This is a genomic window from Vreelandella sp. L-25 (assembly GCF_056857535.1).
On sequence record NZ_JBSXNH010000036.1, the window covers coordinates 23,922 to 46,020 of the forward strand.

A 22,099-nucleotide genomic window follows, 5' to 3' on the forward strand; every position below is an offset into this window, starting at 1 on the left:
GGTTAGCCTCTTCGTTGTTCAAAATCCGCCATAAAGGCGATTAAGGAATCGACCGCCTCTTCTGGAACGGCGTTATATAAACTAGCGCGCATACCACCTACGCTGCGGTGGCCTTTAAGGTTTAGCAGGCCTGCCTCATCGGCTTCTTGTAAAAACGCTTTATCCAAACGCGCATCCGCCAACACAAACGGTACGTTCATACGCGAACGGTTAGGTACGGCGATAGGGTTACTGTAGAAGGCGCTGGCATCAATGGCAGCGTAAAGCTTTTGCGCTTTGCGCTGATTCAGCGCATCCATTGCATCTAAGCCACCGATGTCATTTTTAAGCCATTGGAAAACCAAGCCCGATAGATACCAGGCATAAGTCGGCGGGGTGTTCACCATAGAGCCCGCTTCTGCCAGCATTTGATAATCAAAAAGTGATGGAATCGTGCTAGGGGCTTTACCTAGCAGATCGTCACGTACGACCACGATGGTTAACCCCGCCGGGCCGATATTTTTCTGCGCGCCAGCGTACACCACGCCAAAATCACTGATATCAATCGGGCCAGAGAGAATATTCGACGACATATCGCACACCAGCGGCACGGCTGCACCGTCAGCGCGGGTTATCTGGGGCGTGTAATCAAACTCTAAACCGCCAATGGTTTCATTCGAGGTGTAGTGCAGATAGGCCGCGTCATTGGTGATTGATAACGATGCCTCATCAGGCACGGCAGTGTGACCATTAGCCTCGCTGCTGGCAGCCACATGGCAGCTGAAGCCAAGCCGCTTGGCTTCACTTAACGCTTTCTTTCCCCAAATGCCTGTTTGGATAAAGTTAGCGCTACCGCCCTGGCCCAGTAAATTCATCGGCAGCATCGAGAACTGCATGCTTGCGCCGCCCTGCAAGAAGAGCACTTGGTAATTGCTGGGAATTGCTAGCAGTTCACGAAGATCTGCCTCGGCACGTTCTGCAATGGCAATAAACTCATCACTACGATGGCTCATCTCCATCACAGACAAACCACGCCCCTGATAGTCAAGCAATTCGTTACGCGCTCGCTCTAAAACGGCGGTTGGCAGGGCTGCAGGCCCTGCACAAAAGTTATAATGACGTGTCATCGCTTCCCGGTTCCTGTGCGCCATTGTCTACGTCTGCTGGCTCGCCTGCCTCTAAAACATCGGACTCTTCGGGCTCATCAACGCGAACGGTTTTCACCAGCTTCTCTTCTTTACCCAAGCGAATCAGCATCACACCCTGAGTATTACGCGAAGTCGTTGACACTTCTTCCACGCGAGTACGCACCAGCGTGCCGCGATCGGTAATCAGCATCATTTCGTCGCTGTCATACACCTGCATAGCGGCAACCAATGAGCCATTACGCTCGCTGGTCTGCATCGCAATGACGCCCTGGCCGCCACGGCCGCGCAGCGGAAACTCCTCCAGTCGGGTGCGCTTGCCGTAGCCATTCTCACTGGCCGTCAGAATATAAATCTGGCCTTCGCCCTGGGCTTGCTCCACCGCCTCTGCCTGCGCAGCTACCTCGGCATCGGCTTCGGCATCAATCTGCTGGCTCTTCGGAATAATCAGACTGATAACTTCCGCATCGCCTGCTAAGCGCATACCACGTACGCCGCGAGCGGTACGGCCCATGGCGCGCACATTGCCCTCTTCAAAGCGAATCGCTTTGCCATTCGAGGAGAGCAGTATGACGTGGTCGCTGCCCGATGTAATCGCAGCACCGACCAAGCGGTCACCCTCTTCCAGGTCAATCGCAATCAGGCCAACGCTACGCGGGCGAGAGAACTGCTCAAGGCTGGTACGTTTGACCGTACCATTTGCGGTGGCGAAGAAAATGTAGTGCTCGGGGTCGTAATCACGCACAGGCAGGATGGCGTTGACCGATTCGCCCTCTTCCAGCGGCAGCATGTTCACCAAAGGCTTGCCACGAGAGCCGCGGCTTGCATTGGGCATTTCGTACACTTTCAGCCAATACACCTTGCCACGGTTAGAGAAGAGCAGCACGGTGTCGTGGGTCGAAGCCACGAGCAGGTGCTCGATGACGTCCTCGTCCTTCATGGCCGTGGCGGACTTGCCGCGACCACCCCGACGCTGAGCCTGATAGTCCGAAAGCGGCTGCGTCTTGGCGTAGCCCGAACGCGACACCGTGACCACCATGTCTTCTTCGGCAATTAGGTCTTCGATGGACAGATCCAGGTGGCTGGCCTGAATTTCCGTGCGGCGATCATCGCCGAACTGGTCGCGCACCGCGTGCAGCTCTTCACGGATGACTTCCATCAGGCGGTCAGCGGAAGCCAAAATTTCGGTAAACTCGGCGATCTTCTCAAGAATCGAGAGGTACTCATCCAGCAGCTTCTCGGTTTCAAGCCCAGTAAGGCGGTGCAGGCGCAATTCAAGAATGGCCTGAGCCTGAGCGGGGGAAAGCCGATATTCGGTGGCAGAGGGGTTCAGTCCAAATCCTTCATCCAGATCCTCCGGCTTGCAGGAAGTGGCACCGGCACGCTCCAGCATCGCGGTTACCTGACCCGGCTTCCACACTTTCGCCAGCAGCTTTTCACGCGCTTCAGCGGCGTTAGGCGAGGCTTTAATCAGTTCAATGACTTCATCTATGTTCGAAATCGCGACGGCCAAACCTTCAAGCAGATGGCCACGCTCACGCGCTTTCTTGAGTTCATATAGCGTGCGCCGCGTCACCACTTCACGGCGGTGACGAATAAACGCTTCGAGCATCTCTTTGAGGTTCAACGTGCGGGGCTGGCCGTTCTCCAGCGCCACCATGTTGATGCCGAACACGTTCTGCAGCTGCGTCTGGGCGAACAGATTATTGACGACCACTTCGCCGGACTCACCGCGCTTGATCTCAATCACCACGCGCAGGCCATCTTTATCCGACTCATCGCGCAGCTCAGCAATACCTTCGATTTTCTTCTCTTTAACCAGCTCGGCAATCTTCTCAATCAACCGGGCTTTGTTCACCTGATAAGGCAGCTCAGTGATGATAATGTGATCGCGGCCGGTTTTATCGTCGTGCTCGATGGTGTGGCACGCGCGCACGTAAATACGTCCACGGCCAGTGCGGTAAGCATCGAGAATGCCGGCACGACCATTGATGATGCCGCCGGTGGGGAAATCAGGCCCGGGGATGTACTGCATGAGGTCATCGACGGTCAAGGTATAGTCGTCGATCAGCGCCAGGCAACCATCGATCACTTCCCGCATGTTATGGGGAGGAATGTTGGTGGCCATGCCCACGGCAATGCCTGATGAGCCGTTGATCAGCAGGTTCGGCACTTTGGTGGGCAGCACTTCGGGGATACGTTCGGTGCCGTCGTAGTTATCGACCCAATCGACGGTATCTTTTTCGAGATCCGCCAGCAGCTCATGGGCTAGACGCGCCATGCGCACCTCGGTGTAACGCATGGCCGCCGCGTTATCACCGTCGATGGAGCCAAAGTTACCTTGACCATCGACCAGCACATGACGCATGGAGAAGTGCTGCGCCATGCGTACGATGGTGTCATACACCGCACTATCTCCGTGCGGGTGGTATTTACCGATGACATCGCCGACGACACGCGCCGACTTCTTGTACGGTTTATTCCAGTCATTGCCCAGTTCATGCATGGCAAACAGCACACGCCGGTGAACGGGCTTCAGGCCGTCGCGCACATCAGGTAGCGCGCGGCCGATAATGACACTCATCGCATAGTCGAGGTACGACTGTTTGAGCTCGTCTTCAATATTGACGGGCAAGATTTCTCTGGCGATGTCACCCATGAAAGTCAGATCCTTTGCACTGCATTGGCACTGCGAGAGTTGAAAGCGCTTGAAAATGCCGCCTTTCATCGTACGAGACTGAGTACATGAAGGCGGCGCGCAGATACCGTGACATCATACCACTGCATGCGCATCAAGGGCAGTCGGTGACACCGCCATTGCCATTTAGGCCGTAAACGCCTCTTTGGGCACGATCAGTCCCCGTAGCACGTCGCACACCTCACCTTCGATGGCGGCGGCTTTATTGGCCTTCACATCCAGCAGCACGAAGGTGAGGTCGGCCTGGGCGATCAAAGTGCCGTCAGATCGAATGATACGGTGATGGCAGAGCGCACTTCGCTCACCAACGTCGACGATGCCCGTTAATACCTGCAAATCGTCCCCCTGGACGGCCGCCGCGCGATAGTCGATGTTTAAATTAACCACCACGAATGCCCGCCCAGCGCTGTGAAGCTGCTGGATAAGCCGAGGGTGCTCATCGAAGAATGCCCAGCGCCCCTCCTCCATAAACTCCAGATAACGCGCGTTGTTGACATGACCATAGCCATCTAGGTGGTAACCACGGACCCGCATACTGACGTGGGAAATTGATTCAGACATAGCATCCTCTTGTTCACTGCTTATGGAAATGGGGCAAGGAATCATTAATACCCTGCAAATCAAACACAAGTTTTAAACTCGTGCAACAGCAGGTCGCTGCACCAAGGTGCTGGTAGGAAAGGCCGCGTTTCGACATAATGTGCCACCTTTTTCATAGGATCGGTGACATGTGGTTTAAGCACCTGCATTTATATCGCCTACACGGCGCTCCCGAGCTAGATAGCCAAACTCTGGCCAACGCATTGGATGAGCACGCGGCCAAGCCGCTAGGCAATGCGGATGCATGCCGCTTAGGCTGGACAGCGCCTGCCGGGCGGCTAGGTGGCGACCAGCGTCTGCATGAAATTCAGGGGCACCGCTTACTCTCTGCCCTACGCCAAGAGCGCCTGCTTCCCGCGTCGGTTGTCAAAGAAGAAGTCGACGAAAAAGTCGCCGACATCGAAGCCAGTGAGGGACGCAAAGTCACGCGCAAGGAAAAGAGCGCGCTGAAAGAGCAGGTCACCGAAGAACTCATGCCCCGCGCCTTTGTCCGCAGCCAGAAAATTGACTTATGGTGGGACACTAAGCGCCAGCTCATTGGCGTTAATGCTAGCTCGCGCACCCGAGCAGAAGATGTATTGGACCTGCTGCGTGAGACACTCGGCAGCTTAAAAGCTACGCCACTGAGCAGCCAAACATTGCCGATACGCGCCATGACTACTTGGTTAGGCGACCCATCTAGCCGCCCAAGCGACCTACAGCTCGGCGACCAAGTGGAACTCAAGGCAAAAGGCGACGATGGCGTGCTACGCGCACGGCAAGTTGACCTAGACAGCGATGAAATTCAGCAGCTACTTGAGAGCGGACGCCAGGCCAGCAAACTGGCGATCAGCTTGGAAGGCCGCCTAAGCTTTGTGCTGCATGACGATTTAGCGCTGAAGTCGCTGCGCTTTGGCGACGCACTGATTGAAGAAGCCGACCATGCCGACGACGGCGATGATGCGCTAGCCCGCCTGGAAACCGACTTTATTCTGATGGCCCAAGCGCTTTCTGACGATGTTACCCGCCTGCTGGAATGGCTTGGTGGCGAAACTCAGCGGGAACCGACGGCTCAGCAAGATACCTAACGCTCTATATTTTAAGCCGCAGCCACCCGATTATTTTTGCTTATATCCAACGGATCGCATGACTCATCATAATAACGCACCCAACACTGACACCACCAACGACCCATGGGCAGACATTCGCCCCTATATGGATCATGAGGTGGCCGATGTTCTTGAACGGCTCTCTCACGATAGTGAACTGCTTGACGCGCTTACCCGCTTTAGGCTGCCGCGCATGGCCAAATGGGCGCGGCCCGTAGCGCGCGCCCTGGCAGGCCACGCCATTCGCCGTGAAGTAAAGGGTGTTACCAGCGTTCGCGAATTTCAAATGCGCATTGCCAGCTATATGGAGCGCATGATCCGCACCACCACGGATGCCTTTGAGGTCTCGGGATTAGACAAACTCGACGACAACAGCGCTTATCTATTTATCGGCAATCATCGCGACATCTCGCTGGACCCCGCCTTTGTTAATTACGCGCTTTACCAGGCAGGCCGAGATACGGTACGTATTGCGATTGGCGACAACTTGCTGAAAAAGCCCTATGTAACCGACCTGATGCGGCTAAACAAAAGCTTTATTGTGCCGCGGAGCGCACGCGGAAAGCGGGCCATGTTGGCCGCTTATCAGCAGCTGTCGTCTTACATTCGCCACTCGATTACCGAAGACAATCACTCTATCTGGATGGCCCAGCGCGAAGGTCGTGCTAAAAACGGCATTGACCGTACCGACCCCGCTATTATCAAAATGCTCACGATGGCAAAACGCCATGCAGAGCGAGATATGGTCTTCGGCGATGCCATTGCCGAGCTGAAGCTCGTTCCTGTATCGATTAGCTACGAGTACGATCCCTGCGACTTGCAAAAAGCCCAGGAACTGCATGATATCGCCACCCAGGGTAGCTACGCCAAGAGTGAGTTTGAAGACATCCGCTCAATTGTTTCTGGCATTACCGGCTCTAAAGGCCGCGTTCAGCTAAAATTTGGTACGCCAGTGGGTGCCGACATGGCGACACCTGATGAAGTAGCTGCTGAAATTGACCGCCAGGTGATTGGTGGTTATCGCCTATTTCCCAGCCACTATCTGGCGCTGGAAGCATTGGGCGAATCACCGGAGCTAGTCGCGCGTAAATCCATTACCCGTCAAGATCGGGAGCGGTTTAAAGCACGGCTAGCAAGCGTTCCAGAAGCACTGCAACCCTATTGGTTAGGGCAGTATGCCAACCCGGTGAAACATAAGGCGGGACGACTCAGCATATAAATGCTTACATGCAGCGGCTTACTTAGTTAAGCGTAATGATCAACGCATGCTCGCAGCTCGAAAAAGTGCTATGGTCAAGGCATTCATTGGTCTCGCTTGGTAGCTTCATCAGGCGCGGTCTTAAGGAGATTCTCTATGTCCGCATCAGAAATTCAAAAAACACGTATTATCAACGAGCTACGCGGCTTTATTCGCAAGCTTCTGCAAGACCCTAAAATTCTAGAGCAGTCGCTGGCTATTGCACGCCAGCAACTGATTGAAGGCAGTAGCCCCGCCGTGATGGCACGTATTGCCAATGAGATTTCAGACACCACCAGCGTGCATATTCCTGAAGACCCGGCAGAGCACTCGGAAGCAGACAAGCTATTTTTAGAACTGCTGCGTGAAGTAGTTCAAGAAGAGCAAGCGCTCTACTAGTCTGTCAGGCTGAGCCTCTGGCTATTTGTACGCATTACCATGACATTACCGGCGAAGCACCTCCCCTTCGCCGTCTTTATTTGTACTGCCTAACCGGAATTATCACTCACCATGCCCAATACTGCCCCGCGCAACATTCTGGTGACGAGCGCCCTTCCCTATGCCAATGGCGCTATTCACTTAGGCCACCTGCTTGAGTACATCCAAACGGATATCTGGGTACGCTTCCAAAAGAGCCGTGGCCAGCAGTGTTACTACGTTTGTGCTGACGATGCTCACGGCACCGCGATTATGCTGCGTGCCGAGCAGGAAGGCATTTCCCCTGAAGCACTGATTGAACGCGTTTCCCAAGACCACCAGGAAGATTTCGCCCGCTTTGGCGTGGGGTTCGATAACTACCACTCCACCCACTCGGATGAGAACCGCTACCTCAGCGAGCTGATCTACACCCGCCTACGCGATAAAGGCCATATTGCCACTCGCGATATCGAGCAGATGTTCGACCCGCAGAAAGGTCTGTTTCTAGCCGATCGCTTCATCAAAGGCACCTGCCCAAAGTGCCACGCGGTCGATCAGTACGGCGATAACTGCGAAAAGTGCGGCGCAACCTACACGCCTGCGGATCTGATCAATCCAGTTTCCGCCATCTCCGGTGCCACGCCCGAAGTACGCAGCTCCACGCACTACTTCTTCAAACTGCCGGACTTCGCCGACTTCCTGCAGCAGTGGATCAATGATGGCCACGTACAGCCACAAATCCGCAATAAGCTAATGGAGTGGTTTGAGTCTGGCTTTAACGAGTGGGATATTTCCCGCGATGCGCCCTACTTTGGTTTTGAGATTCCCGATGCGCCCGGCAAATACTTCTATGTATGGCTAGACGCCCCCATCGGCTATCTGGCCAGCTTTAAAAACCTCTGCGAGCGCGAAGGTATTGATTTCGATCGCTTCTGGGAAAAAGACTCAGACGCGGAGGTCTACCACTTCATTGGTAAAGACATCGTCTATTTCCACGCGCTGTTCTGGCCTGCCATGCTCCACGGTGCTGATTTGCGCACCCCCACGGCGGTAAACTGCCACGGCTTTTTGACCGTCGATGGTGCGAAGATGTCAAAATCGCGCGGCACCTTCATCAAGGCGGCCACTTACGCTGAACATCTCAACCCCGAGTACCTGCGTTACTACTTTGCCGCCAAACTCACCTCCAAGGTGGATGATCTTGACCTAAACCTTGAAGACTTCGCTGCCCGAGTGAATTCAGATCTCGTCGGTAAGGTCGTGAACATTGCCAGCCGCTGTGCCGGTTTTGTCAAAAAACTTGGGGGCGGCACCCTCTCTGAGCACTGTGCCGAACCGCAGATGGTTGCCCGCTTTATCGCTGCCGGTGACGATATTGCCGCCGACTTTGAAGCGCGTGAGTTTAGCCGCGCCATTCGCAAGATTATGGAATTGGCCGATGAAGCCAATGCCTATATCGCTGAAAAAGAGCCCTGGGCACTCGCCAAGCAGGATGGTCGCGATCAAGAAGTACTGGAAATCTGCTCGGTGGGCATCAACCTGTTCCGCCAGCTGATGGTCTATCTGGCGCCGGTGGTGCCGAGCATGGCAGAGCAAGCCCGTGAGTTTATAAATATTGACACTCTTGATTGGGAAAGCCGTGGTAATGTGCTGGTCAACCACCCGATCAACAAATTCAAACCGCTGATGACCCGAGTAGAGCGGGACAAAATCGATGCTATGATCGACGCATCAAAAGAGGATCTGGTAGAAGAGCAGAAGCTAAAAAACACCCCGAAAGGCCCGCTAGCAGACGAGCCCATCGCGGATGAAATTAGCTTTGATGAATTTGCCAAGGTTGACCTGCGCATTGCTCGGATTGCCAAAGCACAATATGTCGAAGGTGCTGACAAACTATTACAGCTTACCCTGGATTTGGGTGGCGAAACCCGCAACGTCTTCTCTGGCATTCGTTCTGCGTACTCTCCAGAGGCCCTGGAAGGCCGCCTGACGGTGATGGTTGCCAACTTGGCGCCCCGCAAGATGCGCTTTGGTGTATCCGAAGGCATGGTGCTTGCTTCAGCGAATAAAGAGGGTATTTATCTGCTCTCGCCGGATGCTGGCGCCGAGCCGGGTCAGCGTGTAACGTAGCGCCGCCATTCACGGATGAAAGGGGCAAGGCGAACAGCCTGCCCCTTTTGTTTTTAGGCTACTTCTTCCATTTAGACCCATGACTCACTGTCGGAGCTTCCCAACCGGCGGTTATTCGATCAGCGCTTAACCTTAGCGGTGAGCCAAGCCAGTGCAGACAGTGACTACTGGCCATCATGATGCTGGATATCGATCACTTCAAACTCTACAACGACTATTATGGCCATCAGAAAGGAGACGAGTGCTTACAGCAAGTGGCGACGGCGCTGCATGTCTCTCTACAAGCCCCCTCTAGCCAGCCACCCTATTTCTAAGCAAAATACGCCGTCATGAATGAACTCTTCGTTATTTTGGTCAGCACCGCGCTGGTGAACAATTTTGTATTGGTCCAATTTCTTGGGCTATGCCCGTTTATGGGTGTCTCGAACAAGCTCGAATCAGCGATGGGCATGTCGCTGGCTACCACGTTCGTGTTGACGCTAGCCTCTGCCGCTAGCTACGTGGTTTATCACGGTTTACTGGTGCCCTTTGATATTACCTATCTGCGTACCATTAGCTTTATCGTCGTGATTGCTGCCGTTGTGCAGTTCACTGAAATCATGGTGCGCCAGCTCAGTCCGTTACTGCATCAGGTGCTGGGTATTTTTCTGCCACTAATCACTACCAACTGTGCCGTCCTCGGCGTGGCGCTGCTGTCGCTAAACCGAGAGCTGAGCTTTTTCCATACCACGCTATATGGCCTGGGCGCTGCGTTAGGCTTTTCGCTGGTGCTCGTACTGTTTGCCGCCATGCGCGAGCGCTTGGCCAGCGCAGATGTACCCAAGCCCTTTCGTGGGGCCGCTATCGCCATGATTACCGCCAGCCTCATGTCGTTGGCATTTCTTGGATTTTCCGGACTGGTACAGGGGTAACGGCCATGAGCGATTCCTTTTCATGGTGGGGCGTGCTTAGCGCCGTCGGCGTACTCACCGGCCTGGGCATCACCTTTGGCGCGCTACTCGGCATGGCGAGCGCGCGCTTTAAAGGTGAAGAGAACCCGCTGGTTGAGAAAATTGATGCGCTGCTGCCACAAACCCAATGTGGCCAGTGCGGCTATCCCGGCTGTCGCCCCTACGCTGAAGCGATCAATCAGGGCGACGCCATCAATAAGTGCCCTCCCGGCGGTGAGGCAACTATTCTCGCCCTAGCGGATATGCTCGGCCGTGACCCTGCCCCGCTAGATGGGGAAGCAGCCAGTGAAGATACCGTGGCGTATATCCGTGAAGCCGAGTGTATCGGCTGCACCAAGTGCATTCAGGCGTGCCCGGTAGATGCCATTATTGGCGCGGCCAAACAGATGCATACCGTGATCGAAGACGAGTGCACCGGCTGCGACCTCTGCGTGGCCCCCTGCCCGGTGGACTGCATCGACATGCTGCCCAGACGCAAACCGCTGACACAGTGGGAGCCCATCGTGAGTGACCGCCAGCCATCAAGGAGCGCGCATGCCGGCCTATGAATTCCCCGGCGGCATCTACCCGCCCGAACGTAAAGAGCGCTCTAATCAAGTGCCGTTACGCACCGCGCCGTTGCCCAGTGAGGTAACGCTACCGATGTCGCAGCATACCGGCAAGGTAGCGTTGCCCTGCGTCAACGTGGGCGATGCAGTCAAAACAGGTACGCTAGTCGCCCGCCGAGATGGCATGGTCTCAGCCAACGTGCACGCCAGTATCAGCGGCACCGTGATCGAGATCACCGACAGTGCGATCATCATTCAAGGCGATGGCGAAGATCGCTGGGCCACGCTGCCACCGCTGGATTGGCGAACCGCAGAGCGCGACGCGCTGCTGCAACGGCTAGATGACAGCGGGCTTATTGGGTTAGGGGGGGCTGGCTTTCCGACCTATATCAAAGCTCAAGTCAACGAGCACCATGCCATTGATACGCTGGTGGTCAATGCCGCCGAGTGCGAGCCTTATATTACCGCCGATGACCTCACGCTTCGCCACTATGCGGCGGATGTGCTTGAGGGTGCTCAATTGCTGGCTCGCCTATGCGGAGCCGCGCACATCATCGTCGGTGTCGAAGATAACAAGCCTGAGGCTATTCAGGCCCTACAAGCCCTTCTTACGGTCATTGCTGACAGCGAACCGCTCGCGAGCGTGACTCTGAAGATAATCGAAACCCGCTACCCCAGCGGCGGAGAGCGCCAGTTGATTAAAAAGCTGCTGAACCGCGAGGTGCCTAGCGGTGGGCTACCGGCGGATATCGGCGTGCTATGCCACAACCCCGGCACGCTGCTCGCGGCGCTGCAAGCGGTACGCGACGGACTACCGCTGGTCGCAAGGGTCGTTACCCTAACGGGTGATGCCATTACCCAGCCCGGCAACTACTGGGTTCGTGTAGGCACCTCGGTAGACGCGCTGCTGGCGCAGGTTGGCGTGGACGACGAGCAGTTGCATCAAGTGGTGGTCGGCGGGCCGATGATGGGCACGCCGCTTACGTCATTAGAGGCCCCCGTTACCAAAACGACCAACTGCCTGATTGCCGCGACAAAAGAAGAGCTGCCGCCAGCACCCGCGGAAGCCCCCTGCATTCGCTGCGGCGCTTGTGAAAGTGTGTGCCCTGCTCAACTGCTTCCCCAGCAGTTGCACTGGTACGCCCGTGCCGAAAACGATGCCGCCCTTGAAGCCCATCATCTGTTCGACTGCATTGAGTGCGGTGCCTGCAGCTACGTTTGCCCCAGCGCGATTCCTTTGGTGCAGGACTACCGCTCCTCCAAACAGCGTATTCGGCATAAACGCATCGAAACCGCCAAAGCGGAACACGCCAAGCACCGCTTTGAGTTCCGCCAAGCGCGGCTGGTCAGGGAAGAAGCGGAGAAGAAGGCGCGCCGTCAGGCACGGCTCGCCCAGCAGCAGTCCGCTTCCAGCGACGCTACGGGCACTCAAACCGCTCCCGTGGCAGACCTTCGTAGCCTACGCATCGCTCAAACGGCCGCTAAAGCCGCCGTGCGAAAAGCGGAGAAAGTGTTGGCACGGGCCGCCGCTCAAGACCCGCAGCAGCGCCACGACGATTTGGAGACCCAGCTCGCCACTGCCCAAGAGAATCTCAAAGCGGCAGAAGCACGATTGGCCGAAGCCCGTGCCGCCAGTGAACAGAAGGAAGCGCCATGAGCATGATGCACGCCCCCCAGCTGGGAAAAGCACCATCAACAGCCCATGTGATGCGCTGGGTCATCGCCGCCACGCTTCCGGGCCTTGCGGTGATGACGCTCTATTTTGGGCTAGGGATACTCAGCAACGTACTGATCGCGGCGCTTTGGGCCGTCGCCGCTGAGGCGCTCGTTCTACGCCTGCGCCACCGCCCCATTTGGCCGACGCTCAACGACTCCAGCGCCCTGCTCACTGGCGTGTTGCTAGGCGCCTCGTTGCCGCCTGCGAGCCCCTGGTGGCTGATTGGCGTTGGGGTGATCGCCGCCGTCGTCGTCGCGAAGCAGCTCTATGGCGGCTTGGGCCACAATCCTTTCAACCCTGCGATGGTGGGCTATGCACTGCTGCTGGTGTCGTTTCCCACCCATATGACGCTCTGGGCACCGCCCCAATCGCTTTGGCCCGATTCACTATGGCCACAAATCCTGGGGTCCGTCCCCGTGTCCGCGCTGGATGCCTTGAGCGGTGCCACCCCCTTAGATGCCTTCAAACACAAAGGCGACGCCGTGCTCGCCAGCGAGTTCTGGGCATCGTCGCCGCTCCCTGAAGGAACGTTGTCGGCTTGGCGTAATATCGCGCTGGCATGGCTGGCAGGGGGCATGGTGTTGATCGTCAAGCGACTGATAAGTTGGCATATTCCGGTCGCGATGCTGGGCAGTATAATGCTGCTCTCAGCGCTGTTTTACGCCAGTGACACTAGCCACTTTGCCTCACCGCTGTTTCATCTGCTCACCGGGGCAACGCTGTTTGGTGCCTTCTTTATTGCCACCGACCCGGTCTCAGCGGCCACCAGTCGTCAGGGGAAGCTGTTATACGGTGCGGGGATTGGCGTGCTGGTCATCCTGATTCGCAATTTAGGCGGCTACCCGGATGCCGTCGCCTTTGCCGTACTGCTGATGAATCTCTGCGTGCCGCTGCTGGACATAGTCAGCGTGCCACGCCCCGTCGGTCAAACTACCGCTCGGGCTGATGAAAGGAAGAGCGCGCCATGACCACTCAACACGCTATGCTGCGCGGTGCACTGGCCCTTGGCCTGTTTGCCCTGGTCACTGCCGGCAGCGTCGCCCTCACCCGCGCCGTGACCGCGGAGCGTATTGCCGAGCACCAGCTTGCTTATCAGCATCGTCAGTTGCAGGAGGTGCTGCCCGCTTCACTGGCCTCGGTGCCGCTTCAGGCCGTGCTGGAGAGCGCGTTTTCGCTACCCAACCCATTGCCGTTGGGGCACCGCACGCCTCAAGAGGGTTGGCGGGTACAGCAAGGTAGCGAAGCCGCCACCATTCTGCCGGTCGTAACACGCCAAGGGTATAACGGTGACATTCACTTGCTAGTCGCCATCAACCAAAGCGGACAACTCACCGGGGTGCGTGTGACTCACCATCAAGAGACGCCGGGGCTTGGCGATGATATCGAGCGGTCACGCAGCGCCTGGATCACGTCATTCAATGGCCTAAGCCTTGAGAGCCTGCCCCCAAGCGGCTGGGCCGTGAGCAAAGAGGGCGGCGAATTCGACAGCTTCACCGGTGCGACGATTACCCCACGGGCCGTCATTAACGCCGTTCATGAGGCGCTGCGCTACTATCAGCGCGAACTCGTTCAGCAGGAGCCCGCACCATGAGCCAGTGGACACAGCTTGCCCGAGAAGGGCTTTGGACAAATAACCCGGCGCTGGTGCAGCTACTGGGGCTTTGCCCGCTGCTGGCGGTCAGCGCCACGGTGGTGAATGCGCTAGGCTTAGCGTTGGCCACTCTGCTGGTCTTGGTAGGCGCCAGCACAACAATCTCGCTCATTCGCCACCAGGTGCCTAGCGCCGTGCGGCTCCCTGCGTTCGTGATGGTGATTGCCGCCTTTGTAACCTGCGCTGAGCTGCTCATGGCCGCATTCGCTTACTCGCTCTATCAAATATTGGGGATTTTCATCCCGCTTATCGTGACTAACTGCGCCATTTTGGGCCGGGCGGATGCGTTTGCCTCCCGCCAGCCCGTGCTGCCCGCGGCCATCGATGGGCTGATGATGGGGCTGGGCTTTGGTGCGGTATTAGTGCTGATGGGCGCGATCCGCGAGCTGGTGGGCCAAGGGACGCTGTTTAGCGACATGGCGCTGCTGTTTGGGCCAGTTGCCGCTCACTGGCAGATCACCCTGGTGGCGGATTACCAGTTTCTCTTTTTCATCCTGCCCCCCGGCGCGTTCTTCGTTGCAGGGCTTTTGATCGCGCTGAAAAACGTGCTGGATCAACGGCGCGCCGCCCGCGCTCAGCCCGTCAACATCGCACCGCGAGCCGAGCGCCGTGTGCGGGTCACCGGCACTATTAAATAAGCACCATTCAATAACCAAGAGAACACGCTATGAATGCTCAAAAGCGTCATGAGATATTTGCGCGCTTCCAGGCGGAAAACCCACACCCCACCACCGAGCTCAACTGGAGCACGCCTTTTGAGCTGTTGGCCGCGGTACTGCTCTCCGCTCAAGCAACGGATGTGGGCGTAAATAAAGCAACGGCTACCCTCTTTCCGGTCGCCAATACGCCCGAGGCCATCATTGCACTGGGCATCGATGGACTGAAGCAGCACATCAAAACCATTGGGCTCTTCAACACCAAGGCAGAGAATCTGATGAAAACCTGCCACCTGCTGGTCAACCAACATGGTGGCGAAGTGCCCAACACTCGCAAAGCGCTGGAAGCGCTGCCCGGCGTCGGGCGTAAAACGGCTAACGTGATTTTGAACACCGCCTTTGGCCAGCCCACTATCGCGGTGGATACGCATATTTTTCGCGTTTCGAACCGTACCGGTATCGCCAAAGGTAAAGACGTGTTGGAAGTCGAGCAGAAGCTGTTGCGCCACGTTCCCAGCGCCTTTAAACAAGATGCCCACCACTGGCTAATTTTACACGGGCGCTACACCTGCATTGCGCGTAAACCCCGCTGCGGTAGCTGCATCATCGAAGATCTATGCGACTATAAAGAAAAAACCGAGCTTGCTTAACGGCACGCCAACGTCAGGATCACTCTATGCCGAGCAGGTCATTAGCTGCCCCCTCCACCAGCAGCTGACGATACGTTTCTCGCCAACGCGGCCACTGCCATGGCTGAGTATCCAACTGTGCGGGCTGGCTACCGGGGTTTAACAGCCACGCTTTCAAGCGCTGATAGAGCCCCTCTTGTGTACCATCGTAGCGATATTGGGCGGGATAAAGTTCAGGAAAGCAGAGCCTATCCGGTACCAGCGGCGTGGCTCCTCGCTGGGCAGCCTCCATGATCGCCAGCCCCTGAAACTCATGCCAAGTGGTTGATACCACAATACCTCCACCGTTGAGCAGCGCACGGTATTCCGCCTCCGGCTGCGGCCCCCAGCAGATAACATGCTCAGCCAGGCGCACCTGCGCCTCGGCAAATATCGGTGGCACGTCGCGAAACTGCTGGCCAAGCACCGCCAACTCAAAGGGCACCTGCTGCTCGCTTAGCTTGAACAGCACCGCGAAGAAGTCCTCCGGGTTTTTGTCATACTCCCAACGGTGATTCCAAATCAGCCGCTGCGGGTTTGAGTTACCAGCGGCGGCACAGTTAGCAGGCGCGATGGGCACGGACACCACGCGAGCGCTTTGGCGTAGCCGTTCTAGCGGTTTAGCAGCGGGCAAGTTTTCCGGCATTTTCTTTAAAAAACGCCGCGCACCATCAAAAAAAGAGTCCCGGTTATAGGCCGTGTTGAACACCAGCACATCTGCCGCCAGTGCCGCATACAAGTTGACCATTTTGGCTTCTACCTGGGGCATCTGCTCGCTGGATTCGGGGTAGGCAAACTGATTTTCGTGAAAATAGACGATCTTTCTTGCTCGCCCCAGATGGGGAAACAGCCCCACTAAGGTGGCGATATCTACCATAGACGTTGCCAGCACTACATCGTAGGGCTGACTTAGCCGCTCGTACTCTTTTAACCACCAGCTCAACGGGTTGCCACGAATGCGCCAGGAGAAGTAGCGAGGAGGCAAGCTTAGCAGCGTCCAGTCTACCTCGTTCACTTCAGCCATTAAGCTGTTAGCCCAATAACGGTGGCTAACCGCTTCATAAGCCGATAACAATAAAACGCGCATCATCCTGTCTACCGGTGAAAGGTTCTCTTTATACACAGCATTCGGCCAAGGTCGTCTTGGCCGAATGCTGTACGCTACATACACTTAAACCATCGCAGCAGTCGCACTGCTCATCTAACGCCGCTGAGGAAACCGTAATGGCCAACGTATTAGTGGTCGATGATGAACCCAATATCCTACTCTCCCTTGAGTACCTCATGTCCCATGCCGGGCTGACGGTAACGACAGCGCCCGACGGCGAAACCGCGCTGCAGAGAATTGCCGATTCATCCCCTGACCTACTGCTGCTAGACATCAGCTTGCCGGGCATCAGTGGCTTTGAAGTGCTGGAGCAGCTGCGCCGCTCTGAATCCGAACGGCATTTACCGGTGATTATGTTAACGGCTCATGGCCGTGAAGTAGAGCGGGAAAAAGGCTTTGCGCTGGGCGCAGATGACTACGTTACCAAGCCTTTCTCTACCCAGCAGCTTGTAGAGAAGGTCAAAGCCCTGTTAGCTGAGCGTGCACCATGACACGCCAAGGCCTTCCTAAACGCCAACGCTTGGTCGGCGTGTGGCTGCTGCTAAGCGGCGTTAGCCTAGTAGGGGGAGCGCTCTTTGCCGCTTGGTTAGATAGCCAGCTGGCACTTTCCGGCGTGGCGCGTGCGGCTCTATGGCTAGGCAGTTTTTCAGGCGGCATCACGCTTTTTTTAATGGGCCTGCTGCTGGAGCGCATGCTTTTTACGCCCCTTCGCCATCTTCAAGCGCAGCTGGCGCGTTGGGTAGCCAATCCAGATGCCCCAGACGAACACACTGTAGAGGGCTGGTTAAAAGGGCTTGGCCCAGACCTTCGCCTCGTCAGTCACAGCTGGCGCGCCGACCGCTCACGACTCGCCACCGCCCATGCAGAAGGAGCGCGTAGCGCATCGCGTATACGCCAAGAGCTTGAAACGCTGCTACAGGTGCTTGAAACACCGCTGTTACTTTGCGACCGGCACCGGCGGGTAATGCTGTTTAATCAGGCTGCCGAAAACTTCTTTGCGGGTAATACCGGTCTGGGGCTTGGTAAACGCCTGGATGCCCTGCTGCCAACAGCTACCCTCGCCAACGCCATGGCACAACTGCCCGACGATGGCTCGCCTCGGGAAATGCTCGCTCCCAGTGACCAGCGCTGGCTAAAGGTTGTCATTCGCCGGGTCCCCGGCAGTGAACGCGAAACGCTGGTAACCTGTAGCGATGCGACCACCACCTGGAATAATGAAATGGGCGTGCGGGCCGAACTTAATCATCTATTGCCGCCACTTCGCCAGCACTCCGCCAGCTTAAGCAGCGCCGCTGATGCGCTACGTCAAATCCCCCCCTCAGAAACGTCGCTTGAGCTACGAGCACGTTTAGAGCAAGTAGTGCACGATGAGAGCCAAGCATTAAACAAGCACGTCGCGGAGATTGGCTCGCTGCTGGACGATCTTCAGTACCACGGCGAACGCTTAAGACCCATTTGGTCCAACGATTTTTGGCAATCGCTGGATGAGCGCCTTGACCCGGCCCACCGCTTAATCACCCCTATCGGCGTGCCCGCTTGGTTTAAAGGCGATGCGCCAGCACTCATTGAACTGTTTGACTCGTTGGTAGACCACCTACGCTGCCACTTGCCCAGCAGCGGTTTTGAAGGTGAGATTACGCTCAACCCAAAACGCGCTTACGTTGACTTGATTTGGCAAGGCTCACCCGTCCCCGAAGGCGAGCTCACCATTTGGCGCGAGCACCCGCTGACTACGCTACCGCTTAGCCCCTCAGTCGCGGATATTCTGCGCCAGCACGCCACCGATATCTGGAGTGTTGCCGATGCGGATAAACGCCACGCACGACTGAGACTGCCGCTACCAACGATTGCACAAACCCAAGCGCCTCGTGAGCTTGCACCTCCGCGGCCGGAATTCCATGACTTTGGCATCGCACAGCTGCCTGCGCCTGACGAGGCTCTGGCTAGCAGAGCTCTACGCTGCCTGGATATCGTGGCGTTTGATACGGAGACTACTGGCCTTGAGCTGCGCCGAGGAGACACGGTGATTAGCCTGGGCGCCTGCCGGATCGTCAATGGCCGTTTACTGGCGAATGATGCGTTTGATCATTTCGTGGACCCGAAGCGCGCCATTCCTGCTGCCAGTACGGTGATTCACGGCATTACCGATGCGGATGTCGCAGGCGCTGCCCCTCTTGAAACGGTGCTTGGCCTGTTTCGAGACTACATTGGCGAGGCCGTACTGCTCGCCCATAATGCGGCTTTCGATATGCTGGCCATTAGCAACCGTGGCGTTGACTTTACGATGCCTGTTTTAGACACACTGCTGATTTCAAAAGCGCTCGATGAAGCATTGGATGGTCACGATTTAGACACCCTTGCCAAGCGCTATGACCTCCACTTTCCACCGGGCACTCGCCACACGGCGTTAGGTGATGCCCGCGTTACCGCAGAGCTATGGCTAGCACTGCTGCCACGGCTCGAGGCCCGAGGCATTGATACGCTGGAAGAGCTGCTTGTCCTGCAGGCAAATGCCTTTGATAAAGAGGATGCCAGCGCACCATGAACCCCTTCAGCGCTCCTTCCCGCAGGCGTGAACGGCTCATCGCGCTGGCCCTGCTAGCACTATTTATGTTTTGCCCGCCGATGCTGCTTATTGTTGATCGTTTACCGGGCCTGCTAGGTTGGCTACCGCTCTACCTATTTGCCGTTTGGGGAGCGCTCATTGGATTCACCGCTTGGCTGGTTGAGCCCCCCAAGGAACCATGACCATGCGCGGCGATTGGGTAGTGATTGGTACCGCCTTTTGCTATTTGGCCCTGCTCTTTATGGTCGCCGCCTGGGGAGACCGGCGCGCCGAACAGGGCCGCTCGCTGATTGGCTCGCCTACGGTCTATGCCCTCTCTATCGCGGTTTACTGTACTGCCTGGACGTTTTACGGCAGCGTTGGCCGCGCAGCACAGTATGGCCCTAGCTTCCTACTGATTTACCTGGGGCCGACACTGGCGATGCTGTTAGCCCCTTTTACACTACGCAAAATGGTGCGCATTGCCGCACAGCAGCGCATTACCTCGATTGCCGACTTTATCAGCGCCCGCTACGGCAAAAGCTCCCGTTTAGGGGCACTCGTGGCCATCATGGCGCTCATCACCATCACCCCTTATATCGCGCTTCAGCTAAAAGCTATCACGGTGAGTCATGCGGTGCTGATGAACTACCCACTGGGTGCCGATATCACGCTAGAGAACGAACGCTTCTGGATGGACCGCTCTTTTTGGATAGCGATGGTGCTGGCGGTGTTTATTATTCTTTTTGGCACCCGTCACTTAGATGCCAGCGAGCGCCACGAAGGGATGGTGGCTGCCATTGCCGTAGAGTCCCTGGTGAAACTGATCGCCTTTCTGGCAGTAGGCGTATTTGTCACGTTCATCATGTTTGCAGGGCCAGGCGCCCTCTTGGCCGAAGTCGCTGCTACACCAGCATTAATCAATAGCATGCGCCTAGAAAACGTACCTGGCGGCGCAACGGGCTGGGTGGGTATGCTGCTGCTGGCATTTCTGGCCTTCTTTACACTACCCCGGCAGTTCCAGGTTCTCGTGGTGGAGAATGTCGACGAGCAGCACCTCCATCGCGCCAGCTGGCTATTCCCGCTCTATTTGCTGTTGATTAACCTGTTTGTCATCCCGATTGCCTTAGCCGGGCTGCTACTTGGCGAGGGCGATCCCGATAGCTTCGTGCTCACGCTGCCCCTCTCTGCGGGGCTAGAAGGTTTGCCGCTGTTAGTCTTTATCGGTGGTCTTTCAGCCGCCACCGGCATGGTCATTGTTGAGACGATTGCCCTCTCTACCATGGTCAGCAATCAGCTCATTATGCCTCTGCTGCTGAAAGTAAAGCACCTTTATATTGAGCGCCATGGCCGGCTTGCCGACTGGCTACTCAACATTCGGCGCATCGCCATTTTACTGATTCTACTCATGGGCTATCTCTACCATGCGCTGATCGGCGATAGCTACAGCCTGGTAACCATCGGGCTGGTCTCTTTTGCGGGAGTGGCCCAGTTTGCCCCTGCACTGCTCATCGGGCTTTACTGGCGCGGGGCAACGCGCCAGGGGGCAACGTTAGGGCTGCTCGCTGGATTTTTTATCTGGTTCTATACGCTGCTGCTGCCGGGGTTTGCACAGTCGGGCTGGCTGAAAGAGACGTTAATTACCCAGGGCCCTTGGGAAATCAGTTGGCTATCACCTTACGCGCTGCTGGGGCTAACCGGATGGGATATTTATACGCATTCACTGTTTTGGAGCATGCTAGTTAATGTTAGTTTGCTGATTGGCGTATCATTATTCACTCGTCCTACACCACTAGAGCAGACTCAGGCCGCACTATTTACCGAGGCAATGCACCCCAATCTGCAAACCACTTCACTCTGGCAAGGTGAAACCACCGAAGGCGCACTCCATGCACTGTTAATTCGGTATTTGGGAAGTATGGCAACTCAGCGTGTCTTTGCATCCCAAACGGCACAACCTGATACCGAGACCGATGCTTATCAGCGGCCAGCGTCTAAGGCACTAATCACTCGTGCTGAACAGGCATTGGCTGGCTCCCTAGGTAGCGCATCCGCCAGCGTATTAATCAACTCGGTCTTACGTGGTGAAGCAGTAGATGTAGAGTCAGTGCTCACTATTTTAGACACCACCTCCCAGGCCTTAGAGTACAACCGCCAATTAGAGCAAAAGTCCCAGGAACTAGCTCGTGTCGGTGAAGAGCTACGCAGCGCTAACGAACGGCTACGTGAGCTTGATCGCATGAAAGATGAGTTTGTCGCTATGATCAGTCATGAACTTCGCACGCCACTAACATCTATACGATCATTTGCAGAAATTTTACGCGATACACCCGATATCGCGGCCGATAAACGACAACAATTTCTCAGCATTATGGTACTGGAAAGCCAGCGCCTTTCCCGACTTATTGAGGAGATCTTGGATTTAGCGCGACTTGAAAGCGGCCGATTAACCATGAAACCAGTGGCGGTTGACTTAACCAAGCTAGCCAAACAGAGCAGCGATGCCATTTTCCGCTTACATGACGAACAGAGTGTCGAATTTGAGTTCTTTGCGGAAGCGTCACCTGCCATAGTCACTGCCGACCCGGACCGTCTTGAACAGGTGATTATTAATTTACTGGAGAATGCACGGAAATTTGCTGCTCCCCGGCACCCAAACATTAGGTTATCGGTTTATCCGGTTGATAATACCTTTCAACTAAGCGTCGAGGATAACGGCCCAGGCATTCCCCCGTCAGAGCGTGAAAACGTCTTTGAAAAGTTTTATCAACTCCAGCTGAGAGAGCACACTACGGAAAAAGGCCGACCCAAAGGCAGCGGTTTAGGCTTGCCCATTAGCCGCGCTATAATTCACCACCTGGGTGGCAAACTATGGGCTACCGAAGCCCCATTAGGTGGCACCAAAATGGTATTGGAACTTCCGAAAGCCTCTTTTATGTAAACAATGAGGTGCGCGCCCTAA

Annotated in this window: 20 protein-coding genes; 16 read left to right on the forward strand and 4 right to left on the reverse strand. The window is 56.2% G+C overall.

Annotation, left to right across the window (positions count from 1 at the left end; all coding sequences use genetic code 11):
* Window positions 1-2: 2 nt before the first annotated feature.
* From serC to AC13CN_RS03070, 3 genes are all read right to left on the reverse strand, one after another.
* Window positions 3-1,106, reverse strand: a complete 1,104-nt coding sequence (serC, locus tag AC13CN_RS03060; RefSeq protein ID WP_044627970.1) for a 3-phosphoserine/phosphohydroxythreonine transaminase — start codon at window positions 1,104-1,106, stop codon at window positions 3-5.
* Complete coding sequence (gene gyrA, locus AC13CN_RS03065; protein ID WP_253557015.1) at window positions 1,090-3,783, reverse strand: DNA gyrase subunit A; 2,694 nt, start codon at window positions 3,781-3,783, stop codon at window positions 1,090-1,092. Before gyrA ends, serC begins: the two co-directional genes overlap by 17 nt.
* A gap of 165 nt (window positions 3,784-3,948) precedes the next feature.
* On the reverse strand, window positions 3,949-4,383 hold the full coding sequence (locus tag AC13CN_RS03070) for an acyl-CoA thioesterase (protein WP_062360724.1): 435 nt from the start codon (window positions 4,381-4,383) through the stop codon (window positions 3,949-3,951).
* Window positions 4,384-4,550: 167 nt separating this feature from the next.
* On the opposite strand from AC13CN_RS03070, the gene AC13CN_RS03075 reads away from it, so the two are divergent.
* The 12 genes from AC13CN_RS03075 to nth all read left to right on the forward strand — a co-directional run bounded on the left by AC13CN_RS03075 (window position 4,551) and on the right by nth (window position 15,466).
* Window positions 4,551-5,489, forward strand: a complete 939-nt coding sequence (locus tag AC13CN_RS03075) for a recombination-associated protein RdgC (protein ID WP_253557014.1) — start codon at window positions 4,551-4,553, stop codon at window positions 5,487-5,489.
* 58 nt (window positions 5,490-5,547) lie between these two features.
* A complete protein-coding gene (locus AC13CN_RS03080) occupies window positions 5,548-6,729 on the forward strand; it encodes a 1-acyl-sn-glycerol-3-phosphate acyltransferase (RefSeq protein ID WP_044627974.1) in 1,182 nt (393 codons plus the stop codon).
* A gap of 135 nt (window positions 6,730-6,864) precedes the next feature.
* The gene (locus AC13CN_RS03085; RefSeq protein ID WP_044627975.1) at window positions 6,865-7,146 is read left to right on the forward strand and encodes a hypothetical protein; all 282 of its coding nucleotides are present in this window, start codon (window positions 6,865-6,867) and stop codon (window positions 7,144-7,146) included.
* A 111-nt stretch (window positions 7,147-7,257) separates the two neighbouring features.
* Window positions 7,258-9,294 (forward strand): methionine--tRNA ligase, encoded by a 2,037-nt coding sequence (gene metG / locus AC13CN_RS03090; protein ID WP_062374415.1) that lies wholly within the window; start codon window positions 7,258-7,260, stop codon window positions 9,292-9,294.
* Window positions 9,295-9,470: 176 nt separating this feature from the next.
* Entirely contained in the window at window positions 9,471-9,608 is a 138-nt protein-coding gene (locus AC13CN_RS03095) for a diguanylate cyclase domain-containing protein (RefSeq protein ID WP_089675681.1), read from the forward strand.
* 15 nt (window positions 9,609-9,623) lie between these two features.
* Window positions 9,624-10,205 carry an electron transport complex subunit RsxA gene (gene rsxA, locus AC13CN_RS03100; protein ID WP_044627977.1) on the forward strand — a complete coding sequence of 194 codons (582 nt, stop codon included), beginning with the start codon at window positions 9,624-9,626 and terminating at the stop codon, window positions 10,203-10,205.
* Between the two features lie 5 nt (window positions 10,206-10,210).
* Window positions 10,211-10,792, forward strand: a complete 582-nt coding sequence (gene rsxB, locus AC13CN_RS03105; RefSeq protein ID WP_062360714.1) for an electron transport complex subunit RsxB — start codon at window positions 10,211-10,213, stop codon at window positions 10,790-10,792.
* Window positions 10,779-12,449 (forward strand): electron transport complex subunit RsxC, encoded by a 1,671-nt coding sequence (rsxC, locus tag AC13CN_RS03110; protein WP_253557013.1) that lies wholly within the window; start codon window positions 10,779-10,781, stop codon window positions 12,447-12,449. Before rsxB ends, rsxC begins: the two co-directional genes overlap by 14 nt.
* Complete coding sequence (locus AC13CN_RS03115) at window positions 12,446-13,477, forward strand: RnfABCDGE type electron transport complex subunit D (protein ID WP_253557012.1); 1,032 nt, start codon at window positions 12,446-12,448, stop codon at window positions 13,475-13,477. The genes rsxC and AC13CN_RS03115 overlap by 4 nt, the downstream gene beginning before the upstream one ends.
* Window positions 13,474-14,100 (forward strand): RnfABCDGE type electron transport complex subunit G, encoded by a 627-nt coding sequence (locus AC13CN_RS03120; RefSeq protein WP_074210632.1) that lies wholly within the window; start codon window positions 13,474-13,476, stop codon window positions 14,098-14,100. Before AC13CN_RS03115 ends, AC13CN_RS03120 begins: the two co-directional genes overlap by 4 nt.
* Window positions 14,097-14,798 carry an electron transport complex subunit E gene (locus AC13CN_RS03125; protein WP_074210633.1) on the forward strand — a complete coding sequence of 234 codons (702 nt, stop codon included), beginning with the start codon at window positions 14,097-14,099 and terminating at the stop codon, window positions 14,796-14,798. Before AC13CN_RS03120 ends, AC13CN_RS03125 begins: the two co-directional genes overlap by 4 nt.
* A gap of 29 nt (window positions 14,799-14,827) precedes the next feature.
* Window positions 14,828-15,466, forward strand: a complete 639-nt coding sequence (gene nth / locus AC13CN_RS03130) for an endonuclease III (protein WP_253557011.1) — start codon at window positions 14,828-14,830, stop codon at window positions 15,464-15,466.
* Between the two features lie 19 nt (window positions 15,467-15,485).
* Here nth and AC13CN_RS03135 read toward each other — a convergent pair whose 3' ends face one another.
* Window positions 15,486-16,571, reverse strand: coding sequence for a tRNA-queuosine alpha-mannosyltransferase domain-containing protein (locus AC13CN_RS03135; protein WP_253557019.1), 1,086 nt, complete (start codon window positions 16,569-16,571; stop codon window positions 15,486-15,488).
* 137 nt (window positions 16,572-16,708) lie between these two features.
* On the opposite strand from AC13CN_RS03135, the gene AC13CN_RS03140 reads away from it, so the two are divergent.
* Genes AC13CN_RS03140 through AC13CN_RS03155 form a run of 4 tightly spaced genes read left to right on the forward strand, consistent with a single transcriptional unit; the run spans window position 16,709 to window position 22,078 of the window.
* Window positions 16,709-17,083, forward strand: coding sequence for a response regulator transcription factor (locus AC13CN_RS03140; RefSeq protein ID WP_062360704.1), 375 nt, complete (start codon window positions 16,709-16,711; stop codon window positions 17,081-17,083).
* Complete coding sequence (locus AC13CN_RS03145; protein ID WP_044627985.1) at window positions 17,080-19,137, forward strand: 3'-5' exonuclease; 2,058 nt, start codon at window positions 17,080-17,082, stop codon at window positions 19,135-19,137. Before AC13CN_RS03140 ends, AC13CN_RS03145 begins: the two co-directional genes overlap by 4 nt.
* Window positions 19,134-19,340, forward strand: a complete 207-nt coding sequence (locus tag AC13CN_RS03150) for a hypothetical protein (protein ID WP_054641187.1) — start codon at window positions 19,134-19,136, stop codon at window positions 19,338-19,340. The genes AC13CN_RS03145 and AC13CN_RS03150 overlap by 4 nt, the downstream gene beginning before the upstream one ends.
* Before the next feature lie 2 nt (window positions 19,341-19,342).
* Window positions 19,343-22,078, forward strand: a complete 2,736-nt coding sequence (locus AC13CN_RS03155) for an ATP-binding protein (RefSeq protein ID WP_253561335.1) — start codon at window positions 19,343-19,345, stop codon at window positions 22,076-22,078.
* Window positions 22,079-22,099: the final 21 nt, after the last annotated feature.